The 11,305-nt window shown below is 44.3% G+C and carries 12 protein-coding genes; 6 read left to right on the top strand and 6 right to left on the bottom strand.

Annotated features, from left to right (window positions below):
• Positions 1-57 precede the first annotated feature (57 nt).
• The 5 genes from gmhB to treC all read left to right on the top strand — a co-directional run bounded on the left by gmhB (position 58) and on the right by treC (position 5,456).
• Positions 58-609, top strand: a complete 552-nt coding sequence (gmhB, locus tag BCT81_RS05245) for a D-glycero-beta-D-manno-heptose 1,7-bisphosphate 7-phosphatase (protein ID WP_004738542.1) — start codon at positions 58-60, stop codon at positions 607-609.
• Between the two features lie 43 nt (positions 610-652).
• Positions 653-988, top strand: coding sequence for an MliC family protein (locus BCT81_RS05240; RefSeq protein ID WP_102423438.1), 336 nt, complete (start codon positions 653-655; stop codon positions 986-988).
• A gap of 89 nt (positions 989-1,077) precedes the next feature.
• The gene (gene treR, locus BCT81_RS05235) at positions 1,078-2,022 is read left to right on the top strand and encodes a trehalose operon repressor TreR (protein ID WP_102423437.1); all 945 of its coding nucleotides are present in this window, start codon (positions 1,078-1,080) and stop codon (positions 2,020-2,022) included.
• A gap of 204 nt (positions 2,023-2,226) precedes the next feature.
• Positions 2,227-3,651 carry a PTS trehalose transporter subunit IIBC gene (gene treB, locus BCT81_RS05230; RefSeq protein WP_102423436.1) on the top strand — a complete coding sequence of 475 codons (1,425 nt, stop codon included), beginning with the start codon at positions 2,227-2,229 and terminating at the stop codon, positions 3,649-3,651.
• Positions 3,652-3,770: 119 nt separating this feature from the next.
• Positions 3,771-5,456, top strand: a complete 1,686-nt coding sequence (gene treC / locus BCT81_RS05225; RefSeq protein WP_102423435.1) for an alpha,alpha-phosphotrehalase — start codon at positions 3,771-3,773, stop codon at positions 5,454-5,456.
• Between the two features lie 233 nt (positions 5,457-5,689).
• On the opposite strand, the gene BCT81_RS05220 is transcribed toward treC, so the two are convergent.
• Positions 5,690-6,292 (bottom strand): YitT family protein, encoded by a 603-nt coding sequence (locus BCT81_RS05220; protein ID WP_102423434.1) that lies wholly within the window; start codon positions 6,290-6,292, stop codon positions 5,690-5,692.
• A 347-nt stretch (positions 6,293-6,639) separates the two neighbouring features.
• Here BCT81_RS05220 and glyA point away from each other — a divergent pair, with 347 nt between their 5' ends.
• A complete protein-coding gene (gene glyA / locus BCT81_RS05215) occupies positions 6,640-7,890 on the top strand; it encodes a serine hydroxymethyltransferase (RefSeq protein ID WP_102423433.1) in 1,251 nt (416 codons plus the stop codon).
• A 384-nt stretch (positions 7,891-8,274) separates the two neighbouring features.
• On the opposite strand, the gene BCT81_RS05210 is transcribed toward glyA, so the two are convergent.
• From BCT81_RS05210 to proS, 5 genes are all read right to left on the bottom strand, one after another.
• Positions 8,275-8,601: a hypothetical protein gene (locus BCT81_RS05210; protein WP_008222921.1), complete on the bottom strand. Its 327-nt coding sequence runs from the start codon at positions 8,599-8,601 to the stop codon at positions 8,275-8,277.
• Between the two features lie 228 nt (positions 8,602-8,829).
• Entirely contained in the window at positions 8,830-9,021 is a 192-nt protein-coding gene (locus BCT81_RS05205) for a DUF4250 domain-containing protein (RefSeq protein WP_004738555.1), read from the bottom strand.
• Between the two features lies 1 nt (position 9,022).
• On the bottom strand, positions 9,023-9,226 hold the full coding sequence (locus BCT81_RS05200) for a YaeP family protein (protein ID WP_004738556.1): 204 nt from the start codon (positions 9,224-9,226) through the stop codon (positions 9,023-9,025).
• Between the two features lie 168 nt (positions 9,227-9,394).
• Positions 9,395-10,075 carry a tellurite resistance TerB family protein gene (locus BCT81_RS05195; RefSeq protein WP_102423432.1) on the bottom strand — a complete coding sequence of 227 codons (681 nt, stop codon included), beginning with the start codon at positions 10,073-10,075 and terminating at the stop codon, positions 9,395-9,397.
• Positions 10,076-10,277: 202 nt separating this feature from the next.
• Positions 10,278-11,305, bottom strand: a 1,028-nt coding sequence (gene proS, locus BCT81_RS05190) for a proline--tRNA ligase (RefSeq protein ID WP_102423431.1), incomplete at its 5' end; no start/stop codon positions are given.

Here is an 11,305-nt window from a genome sequence, read left to right as displayed (position 1 = left end):
AGCAAATAAAGCGTGTAATAATTAATGATTAATAGAGAGTTGATAGAGAACAAAATTTTGTCTAAACCTGCTGTTTTTTTAGATCGTGATGGTGTGATTAACGTTGATCACGGCTACGTACATGATGAGCATGATTTTGAATACATCGATGGTGTGTTTGAAGCGGCGAAAGCGTTTAAAGATATGGGTTATTTATTGGTGCTTGTGACGAACCAGTCTGGTATTGCTCGCGGCATGTTTAGTGAAGACCGTTTTCTCTCTTTAACGCAGTGGATGGATTGGAACTTTGTCGATAATGGTGTTGAGCTAGATGGCATTTACTACTGTCCTCACCACGCTGAACATGGCATTGGTGACTACAAGCAAGATTGTGATTGTCGTAAGCCAAAGCCTGGCATGTTCATTTCCGCGCGTGACTTTCTAAAGATTGATATGGCTAACTCTGTGATGATCGGCGATAAAGCTGAAGACATGATGGCTGCAGAAGCGGCAGGTGTTGGCACTAAGGTATTAGTAAGAACCGGTAAACCAATTACTGAAAAGGGTGAAGCCTTGGCAAGTGTTGTCCTTGATAGCATTGCGGATGTGCCTGCTTTCCTAAAAGGCTAAGACATTTCACTACCTTTAACGGTATAAAGATGAGGAACGAAGTATGAAAGCTATGTTAGTAGCATCTCTATGTACGGTAGCATTAATGGGGTGCTCTAAATCAGCAGCGCCTGACAGTACTACATCGGACAATCAATTCGTGACTTATCAATGTGAGTCTGACGTTTCATTTGAAGTGGCTTACCTTGATAATGAAAAAGCGGTATTACGTTTACCTGAAAATGAATACCGCCTGACTCAAGTAGCGGCTGGCTCAGGAACCAAGTACATCTTAGATGATGGTACTGGAGAGTTAATCAACAGCGTTACTTTACGTACCAAAGGTGATAACGCACGCCTAGAACTTGGTCGTGTGGTGTATCGAAACTGCAGCAAGTAAGCCATCTTTAATCGCTAAGATTTACAAACAGTTAAGTGAGGGAGGATGCCCTCACTGCTTCTTTTCCTTCCTTTGACGTTAGACCTTTTATGAGCAAAAAACTCACTATTCTTGATATTGCTAAGCTGTCTGGTGTTGGTAAGTCGACCGTATCTCGCGTTCTGACCAATGATCCTAAAGTGAAACCTGAAACCCGTGAAAGGGTAGAAAGAGTAATTCAAGAATCTGGGTATACGCCTTCAAAGTCTGCGCAATCGATGCGTGGTGGTAGCCAAAAAGTGATTGGCGTGATCATCTCTCGTTTGGATTCTCCTTCTGAAAACAAAGCCGTCAGTACCATGCTGTCTGAGTTGTACCAAGCGGGCTACGATGTGGTGATCATGGAAAGCCAGCTCGACAGAGAAAAAGCCAACGAGCACCTACAAGTTCTAAAGCGTCGTAACGTTGATGGCATCATTGTGTTTGGCTTCACGGATTGCGATATTCCCGCGATCGAAGCGTGGGGACATAAAGCCGTGGTCATTGCGCTGGACACTGAGAACGTAACCTCGATTAACTATGACAACCAACAGGTGATCAATAGGGCGTTGGCGTATTTAACGGATCAGGGGATCTCTGATGTTGGTTTCATTGGGGTTGATCCTAGCGATAAATCAACCGGTGAACTTCGTCTAAAAGCTTACCTAGATTGGTGCGAGGACAGTGGAGTGATAGCGAACTATCGTACTGGTCAACTTCATCATGAAAGCGCTTATCAGTTGGTGGATGAGGTACTCACTCCAACGACTCAAGCGATTGTCTGTGCCAGTGATACTCTCGCTCTTGGGGTCATCAAACGCTTGCAAGAACGACAACGTGAAGATGTGGTGGTGACTGGTGTCGGCGGTAACGATCTTCTTTCTTTCCTATTCCCTCGGGTCTTTAGTATTGATCCGGGCTACCAATCAGCGGGTAAACTAGCTGCTAATCTATTGATCTCTCAACTTTTAGGTAACACAGAGATCTCTCATCACACCCAATCACCGATTCAATAATCCATTCAACTAAGCGAAACTGAGCCGCTTAGATTAAAATTAGATTGTGATCCCTTTCAATTAATGGGACTGTTCCCATTTTAATTTTTCATTCAGCTAGGCATTATAATGACCAGTTTTGGGAATGTTCCCATAAATCTAAATCTGAGTGGTTATTACTCAATGATTTAGATGAGTCATTGAATAAAACCAGGGTGAGGTAGTATGAGTAAGATAGCGAAGCAAGACATTGCGCGTCTTATCGAGTTAGTTGGTGGTAAAGAGAACATTGCGAGTGTCAGCCACTGTCTGACTCGACTACGTTTCGTATTGAATGAGACAGAGCAGGCGAATAAAGCTGAACTCGAAAAGCTCAAGCTAGTAAAAGGCTGCTTTACTAACGCAGGCCAATTTCAAGTGGTGATTGGCACCGAAGTTGACGAAGTGTATGCACTGCTGATTGAGCAAACGGGCAAAGAGGCCTCATCAAAAGATGAAGCGAAATTGGCTGCTCGTCAGAACATGAACTTCCTTGAGCGTGGTATCTCCCATTTAGCCGAAATTTTTGTGCCACTGCTGCCTGCTATTATCACTGGTGGTTTGATTCTTGGTTTCCGTAATGTGATTGGCGACATTCGCATGTTCGATGGCAAAACCCTAGTTGAAATCAGCCAATTTTGGGCAACCGTTCACTCTTTCTTATGGCTTATTGGCGAAGCGATTTTCTTCTTCCTACCGGTTGGTGTGTGTTGGGCGACGGTTAAGAAGCTCGGCGGAACCCCTATTTTGGGTATTACGCTCGGTGTGACCTTAGTGTCGCCGCAGTTGATGAACGCTTACATGATAGGTAAAGCCGTTCCTGAAGTGTGGGACTTTGGCTTTTTCGTGATTGAGAAAGTTGGCTACCAAGCACAGGTGATCCCTGCGATGCTCGCGGGTGTGGCATTAGCCTTCATTGAAACCAATCTGAAGCGCATCGTGCCAGCTTACTTGTACCTTGTGGTTGTGCCGTTTGTATCGATCATTTTGTCTGTGATTCTGGCTCACGCCTTTATTGGACCATTCGGCCGTATGCTAGGTGATGGCGTCGCATTCGCAGCGAAAGCAGCCATGACTGGTGACTTCGCAATTTTTGGTTCAGTGGTATTTGGTTTCCTTTACGCACCTTTGGTTATCACGGGTATTCACCACACAACCAACGCAGTGGATTTGCAGTTGATGCAAGACTTAGGCGGTACGCCAATCTGGCCTTTGATTGCGTTATCTAACATTGCACAAGCTTCAGCGGTTGTTGGCATCATTATTTTAAGTAAACGCGAAGGTGAACGAGATATCTCGGTTCCAGCAGCTATCTCTGCCTATTTAGGTGTGACAGAGCCTGCGATGTACGGCATCAACTTGAAATACAAATTCCCAATGTTGAGCGCCATGATAGGTAGTGCCGCAGCGGCTGCTATTTGTGGTAGCGCAGGTGTGATGGCGAACGGCATCGGTGTGGGTGGCTTGCCAGGTATCTTGTCGATTCAACCGCAATATTGGTCTGTTTATTTAGTGGCGATGTTGGTAGCGATTGTATTGCCTGTGACCTTAACGCTGTTCTTCTACAAGCGTGCGCAGTCAAAAGGTGAGCTCGAAACAGCAAACGCGTAGTGCATCTTATAAGCGGTGACTTCAATCCAGTCATCGCTTTTTCCCTTAGAAACGACTTCTATCGACCATGTGAACATGGTGATTTTTATTTATTATTTTTTGGTAAGTGAGTGTTAGAGATGGCGATGACTGAACATGATGAAAGCTGGTGGAAAACCGCAACCATCTATCAAATCTACCCAAAGAGCTTTTGTGACAGTGGCAGTAAAGGTACTGGTGATATCAAGGGGATCATTTCGAAACTGGACTACCTCAAACATTTGAGTGTTGATGCGATTTGGTTAACCCCAGTTTACGCATCACCAATGATCGATAACGGCTACGACATTTCAGATTACTACGCGATTAACCCTCAATTTGGCACCATGGAAGATTTCGACCAGTTACTGGCTGAAGCGCATCAGCGTGGTATTCGTATCGTGATGGATATTGTGGTTAACCATACCTCCACTGAGCATGAATGGTTTCAATCCGCATTGGGTGATAAAAACAGCCCTTATCGTGATTACTACATCTGGAAAGATCCTGTAAACGGCGAAGCACCAACTAACTGGCAATCCAAGTTTGGCGGTAATGCATGGGCGTTAGACGAAGCGACTGGTCAATATTACCTTCACCTGTTTGCCAAGGAGCAGGCCGACCTGAACTGGGAGAATCCGGTCGTACGTCAAGAAGTGAAAGACGTTATTAGCTTCTGGGCTGAGAAGGGCGTCGATGGCTTCCGCTTGGACGTGATTAACCTGATTTCAAAGCAGCAAGATTTCCCTAATGATGATATCGGTGATGGTCGCCGTTTTTACACAGACGGCCCACGTGTGCATGAATATCTAAAAGAGATCAGCGAAGCGGTATTCCAGAAGTATGGCAGCGTGACAGTAGGCGAGATGTCCTCAACTACATTGGAGCACTGTCAGCAGTATTCGAACATTGATAACAGCGAGCTATCGATGGTGTTTAACTTCCACCATCTTAAAGTGGATTACACCAATGGTGAGAAGTGGACCAATGCACCATTTGATTTCTTGCAACTCAAATCGATCTTCAACCATTGGCAAACGGGCTTAAATGGAAAAGGTTGGGGCGCGCTGTTTTGGTGTAACCATGACCAACCGCGAGTGGTGAGCCGTTTAGGTGATGATAAGAACTACCGTGTTGAGTCGGCTAAAATGCTGGCTGCGTCTGTCCACATGATGCAAGGCACACCTTATATTTATCAAGGTGAAGAGATTGGTATGACGAATCCAGGTTATACCGAAATTAGCCAGTATCGCGATGTCGAGAGCACTAACATGTACGACATCATGGTCAATCGCGATGGTGTGGAGCATCAAGATATGATGGCGATTCTAGCGCAGAAGTCTCGTGATAACTCTCGTACTCCGATGCAGTGGAACAGCGAAGCATTCGCGGGCTTTTCAAAAGCTCAGCCATGGCTGGATGTTGCGAACAACTACCCTGAGATCAATGCAGAGCAAGCACTGGAAGATAAAGACTCGGTGTTCTATTTCTACAAGAGTTTGATTGAACTTCGTAAAGAAGTGCCTGTGATTACTCATGGTAGTTATCAAGATTTGCTACCTGAGCACCCATCAGTATTTGCGTATTCTCGTGAGACTGAAGAGCAGACTCTGCTGTGTATTAATAACTATTATGGTGAAGAGACGGAATGTGCTTTACCTGAGCGTTTTGATATGACGAATGCCAAGTGTGTGCTTTCTAACTATCAAGAGGCAGACGATTCAGTAACATCGCATCATCAAGTCTTGCGTCCTTACGAAACTCGTATTTTGTTGATTGAGGGCTAGGTAGTCAGCTCACTTTCTTAAGGTCTATCTAATCATAAAATAAAGCTCATGACCTTCAGTACCCCAGTTGGTCATAAGTTTGCCTATAAGGCTTTGGATTGCTCCACTTACATTAATTCAATCTGGCTAATCTTTAAGTGAGCTATTTGTGCTGGATAGGGTGCGCAAAAGCTAAATACTAGCTGTTTTCGTTATGAAAAACAGCTAGTAATTCATTGATTGGATAGCTGGTATTAAGACGCGTAGTTCACAGAATAGCGCGTTGGCTTATGATTCATCGCTAGTACGATATTCAATACCGCTGTACCTAGTACTGATACTGCAATTACCCAAAGCGATACAAAGAAGAACGAGGCAAACAGAATACATGCGTCGATCGCCATTTGAGTTTTACCCACTGAGATGCCGTAGCGATCTTGAATAAACAAACACAAGACGTTGAAGCCACCCAGGCTAGAACGGTGACGGAACAGAATCAGCATACCCAAGCCCATCAATAAACCACCGGCTACTGCACAGTAGATCTCATTATGAACTTCGAGCGAAATAACCAAGTATAAATGATCGGCAAACACAGACACTAAAGCACCGGAAATCGCACTGCTGATCGCAAAGCTACGACCAAAACGTTTCCACGCCAATAGATAGAATGGACAGTTAGCGGCAAAGTATAAAATACCAAAGGTTACAGGCAAAAATTGACTCAACAGTAGAGCCAGACCAGTAGTGCCTCCGGTAAGCAGATTCGCAGACTGTAAAAAGAAGACGCCTAACGCTACTAAAAACGTGCCCGTCAGGACTGCAATCCAATCTTCTTTACGTGAGTGTTTTTCCATCGTTTTAATAATTACCTAATCAATAAAGGCGTGCATAGTAGTTAAAAACTTAAGCTTTCGGTAGCTAGAGGGGCAAAATTAAGGTAAACCTATGTAATCTGCGTTTTACAGGGTGTAAATCGTAAAATTGACAGTAAGGGGCATCTTTGGTTGGACAAGCCCGATAACCATGATGAATCTTATTTGTGATTATGAAAAAACTGCATGATAAAATTGCAATTAGCTCTTTATGACCTAGATCAAATTATGTAGAATGCGTCACATCAAAACGGTGACGGAAACGTTTGCTTTCGGTCGTTGTGTGGTTTTTTTGAAACTTTCAGTACAATCTGAGTCAGGAGATACAGATGCTTAAGCGTAACATGAACATTGCTGATTACGATGCGGATCTATTCGCAGCTATCCAAGAAGAAACTCTTCGTCAGGAAGAGCACATCGAACTTATCGCTTCAGAAAACTACACAAGCCCACGTGTAATGGAAGCTCAAGGTTCTCAGCTAACAAACAAATACGCTGAAGGCTACCCAGGCAAGCGTTACTACGGTGGTTGTGAGTACGTAGACAAAGTTGAAACTCTAGCAATTGAACGTGCATGTGAGCTGTTTGGTGCTGAGTACGCAAACGTACAGCCTCACTCAGGTTCTCAAGCAAACAACGCTGTATACATGGCGCTACTAAACGCAGGCGACACAGTTCTAGGTATGAGCCTAGCGCACGGTGGTCACCTAACTCACGGTTCTCCAGTAAACTTCTCTGGTAAGCTTTACAACATCATCCCTTACGGCATCGACGAAGCAGGTCAAATCGATTACGAAGAGATGGAAAAGCTGGCTATCGAGAACAAGCCTAAGATGATCATCGGTGGTTTCTCTGCTTACTCTCAAATCTGTGATTGGAAGCGCATGCGTGAAATCGCGGACAAAGTAGGTGCTTACCTATTCGTAGATATGGCTCACGTAGCGGGTCTAATCGCGGCAGGTGTTTACCCGAACCCAGTTCCGCACGCGCACGTTGTTACAACAACAACGCACAAAACGCTAGCAGGCCCTCGTGGTGGCCTTATCCTTTCTAACGAAGGCGAAGATCTTTACAAGAAGCTGAACTCAGCAGTATTCCCTGGCGGCCAAGGTGGTCCTCTAATGCACGTTATCGCTGGTAAAGCAGTAGCGTTCAAAGAAGCACTAGAGCCAGAATTCAAAGAGTACCAAGCACGCGTAGTTGCTAACGCAAAAGCAATGGTTGCTGAATTCCTTGAGCGTGGTTACAACATCGTTTCAGGTTCTACAGAGAACCACCTGTTCCTAGTTGACCTAATCAACAAAGACATCACAGGTAAAGAAGCAGATGCAGCACTAGGTGCAGCAAACATCACAGTAAACAAGAACTCAGTACCAAATGATCCACGTAGCCCGTTTGTAACGTCAGGTATCCGTATTGGTTCTCCTTCTATCACTCGTCGCGGTTTCTCAGAAGCAGACGCGAAAGAGCTAGCGGGTTGGATCTGTGACATCCTAGATAACATGGGTGATGAGTCTGTTATCGAAGCGACAAAAGCAAAAGTGCTAGAGATTTGTAAGCGTCTACCAGTTTACGCTTAATTTTTTCTTCGTAGTAATTTGAACTTCGTTGTCGACCATGCTCACTTACATTCGTAAGCTCCGCGTGCTCTCCTAGAATTTCAAACAACTACTTTGAAAAACACTTTTAAAGGGGCTCATAGAGTCCCTTTTTTATTGGTATAGAAATGCTTAGAGTGTGAGCGAATTTCTGTGTCGCACATACTCATTTGCTAGCGTAAACTCCGTGTGAGCTCCTTGAACTTCGCTCATCTACTTTGAAAAATGATGATACTAGAGGCTCCTTTAATAGGGGCCTTTTTTGTATCTGGTGACTGGTGGATTTGGGGCTAAGAGTAAAGAAAGGCGGGTATTAAAAAGGGCTAATGCTTTCACATTAACCCTTTGTATTTTTTTGTGTTGGTTCTACTTTTTGATGCTAAGTAGAGTGCCTGATTTACACTTGAACGAGTAGTAATGGCGGCTTTCATTAAACTTACCTAAGCCTTCGCCATCGCAGTAGTCGATATTGATGTCACGCATTACTTCTAGCGTATCTTCGCTGTTTAAAGCGAATTTAGAGCCATCAGAACAGACGATACGTACTCTCTCATCGTGGCTTACAGAGTAAATATCGACTTCAGTATTACACAGCTCAAAAGAGGCTTCACGAAAATTGTCTTGCTGAGTATTTGAAGCGCAACCTGCAGTAAGCGTTGCAGCGAACACTGCCAAAAGTCCGAGTCTTTTCATTGTTAATCCTTCACTATCATCAAGTTGGGTGATGAGTTTTTATATGCTATTTGAGGTAGCCTATACAACTACACGCTACGATTCAAGGCGCGTTCTTAGAGTCTAAGATATAAAAAGAGAGTCAGGAGGAGATAATTTATATTCTGTAGGCTGTGTTGGTTGATATTTACACCTATAAAAAAGACCAACATCGGGTTGGCCTTTATCTATCAATCTGAATTTACACCATTATCTAAACTGTTTTGCTTCTGGCAGGTATTCAAAACCCGCAGAGGCAAGCTTAGCGATTAAGGCTGCTTTATCTATTTCGTAGAAGTTAACCACTCGGTCTAAATCTCCGCCGAAGTCGTCACGTAGCTTCATGTTGACGATGCTCATCAACATAACAGGATCCATCTTTTCAAAATTAGCGAGGTTCATATTAGTCCTCGAAATCTGAGATGAGTAGGTTAGCAGCTGCGAATGCCGCACGTTCGCGAGCTTCTTTAGGAAGAGATTCATCTGCTGCAAGGTCGTTTAATGTTTTTACTGCGCAGGTGATCGCTTGAGGGATGTAGCCTTGGTCGCCACTACCAATTTGAGAGTACAGTTCACGTACCAAATCACAACAATCGTATACTTTCATTCTTATACCTAACCAAATGATAACTGCTCTCAATATACACATAGAGATAAGCAAAAACAAAGCGGATCTGACGAAGATCAGAGTTAGTTTGTCCTTGCTCAATATCTCATTTTATTGCGCTTCAGTTTGTCACTTTCTTGGGTGACCAGTTAACCAATGATTAGTCGACTAGCCCGCGACTTGCTGTTCTAGCTGGTATTTCACTTCATCTGCAAGGTTGAGTTGCTTAGCTAATTCTTTCAAGTACGCCTTTTCCATGAAGTTCTGCTCGTCGGCCACAATCAAAGAGGCCAAGTAGATTTCACTGGCTTGTTGCGGTGAGCTTGCGAGTTGAGCGATTTCGCTTGGGTCGAGCGGTTTGTGCAGCTCTTCAGACACTAATTTAGTCAGCTGATAATCCGCGCCCATGTTTTCGACAGCTTGTTCAATTTTAGCCATTTCTTTCTCATCGACATGACCGTCCGCTTTAGAAGCCGCAATCATAGAGCGTAGAATAAGTAGGTTGTGACAAGCGTCTTGTTCATCAAAAGTGGCTTGCGGAGATGAATCCGGCGTACCTTGTTTGGCTTGGTAATCGTTATATACCTTATATGCCAATGCACCAAGCGCTGCTGCTCCACCAATGCCCACGGCCTTCTTGCCAATCTTCTTAGTTTTCTTTGATCCCATGAGAGCCCCTAGCAACCCGCCACCAACTGCTCCTGCTCCCAATGCGCCAAGTGTACTTTTGCTGCCTTTACTGCCCTGTGTAAGACCGCTTAGGCCAGATGAGCTTTGTGAGAGTTTCTGAGTGCCTTGTTTAACAAGGTCTGACTTAAGTGCTTGGTTAAGTAGGGTTTTAAGATCCATCGAGACCTCCAATGGTAAACGCGTCTAATGAGTTGATGAATCCAATATACGTATTTAAAGATGAACCGGGGATTAACTTACGTTATTTACTTTATCGAGAAATGAGAGAGTGAGTGAAGGTGAAGAGGGGAAATAAAAAAGGCCGCCAGATGGCAGCCTTCTATTATTTGCTTTGCAAGTTCACATACTTTGCTGAGTTTGCTTATTTAGCAAATTGAGAAGTAACGTGTTCAACGATTGAATCGATAGCAACAGCTTCTTTAGTACCAGCACGACGGTTCTTATATTCGAAGTTACCTTCTTTCATTGAACGGTCGCCGATCACGATAGTGTGAGGGATACCAATTAGCTCGATGTCAGAGAACATTACACCTGGACGCTCTTTACGGTCATCGAATAGTACTTCGATACCCATAGCTGTTAGTTCAGCGTATAGCTTCTCAGCCGCTTCTTTAACTTCTTCAGACTTGTGCATGTTCATAGGAACGATAGCAACTTGGAAAGGTGCTAGTGCGTCTGGCCAGATGATGCCGTATTTGTCATGGTTCTGCTCGATTGCAGAAGCAACAACACGTGATACACCGATACCGTAACAACCCATCTCTAGGATAACGTTCTTACCGTCAGGACCAAGCACGCCACAGTTCATCGCTTGTGAGTAAACGTTACCTAGTTGGAAGATATGACCAACTTCGATACCACGTTTAAGCTGAAGTGTACCTTTACCACATGGGCTTAGGTCGCCTTCGATTACGTTACGTAGGTCTTCTACTTGAGCAAGCTCAACGTCACGACCCCAGTTGATACCGAAGTAGTGCTTACCGTCTACGTTTGCACCTGCGCCAAAGTCGCTCATTACAGCAACAGAGCGATCAACGATAAATGGTAGCTCTAGGCCTACAGGACCAAGTGAGCCTGGGCCAGCGCCAACGAGTGCACGAATTTCTTCTTCAGAAGCCATCTCTAGTGGAGAAGCAACTTGTGGAAGGTTTTCCGCTTTCACTTCGTTCAGTTCGTGGTCGCCACGGATGATTAGAGCAATGATGTCTGCATCTACTTCATCAGAAGCTTTAACGAATAGAGTCTTAACAGTTTTCTCGATTGCTAGACCGTGTTGCTCTACCAATTCTGCGATAGTTTTCGCGTTTGGAGTATCAACCAGTTCCATCTCTTGAGTTGGTGCTGCAGCTTCTTCAGTTGGAGCTAGTGCTTCAGCTTTCTCGATGTTTG

Origin of the sequence: Vibrio sp. 10N.261.52.A1, from assembly GCF_002876325.1 — a bacterium.
Lineage (GTDB): Bacteria > Pseudomonadota > Gammaproteobacteria > Enterobacterales > Vibrionaceae > Vibrio > Vibrio chagasii.
Note: the sequence above shows the minus strand (reverse complement) of the source record. Positions and strands in the feature narration are given on the sequence as shown.

What these genes read in the sequence shown, in the direction of transcription:
- treB (WP_102423436.1), top strand. Translation starts at nt 2,227, where the DNA reads ATGAGTAAGATAGCGAAGCAAGACATTGCGCGTCTTATCGAGTTAGTT.
- BCT81_RS05210 (WP_008222921.1), bottom strand. Translation starts at nt 8,601, where the DNA reads ATGAAAAGACTCGGACTTTTGGCAGTGTTCGCTGCAACGCTTACTGCA.
- BCT81_RS05240 (WP_102423438.1), top strand. Translation starts at nt 653, where the DNA reads ATGAAAGCTATGTTAGTAGCATCTCTATGTACGGTAGCATTAATGGGG.
- BCT81_RS05220 (WP_102423434.1), bottom strand. Translation starts at nt 6,292, where the DNA reads ATGGAAAAACACTCACGTAAAGAAGATTGGATTGCAGTCCTGACGGGC.
- BCT81_RS05205 (WP_004738555.1), bottom strand. Translation starts at nt 9,021, where the DNA reads ATGAACCTCGCTAATTTTGAAAAGATGGATCCTGTTATGTTGATGAGC.
- BCT81_RS05200 (WP_004738556.1), bottom strand. Translation starts at nt 9,226, where the DNA reads ATGAAAGTATACGATTGTTGTGATTTGGTACGTGAACTGTACTCTCAA.
- glyA (WP_102423433.1), top strand. Translation starts at nt 6,640, where the DNA reads ATGCTTAAGCGTAACATGAACATTGCTGATTACGATGCGGATCTATTC.
- treC (WP_102423435.1), top strand. Translation starts at nt 3,771, where the DNA reads ATGGCGATGACTGAACATGATGAAAGCTGGTGGAAAACCGCAACCATC.
- treR (WP_102423437.1), top strand. Translation starts at nt 1,078, where the DNA reads ATGAGCAAAAAACTCACTATTCTTGATATTGCTAAGCTGTCTGGTGTT.
- BCT81_RS05195 (WP_102423432.1), bottom strand. Translation starts at nt 10,075, where the DNA reads ATGGATCTTAAAACCCTACTTAACCAAGCACTTAAGTCAGACCTTGTT.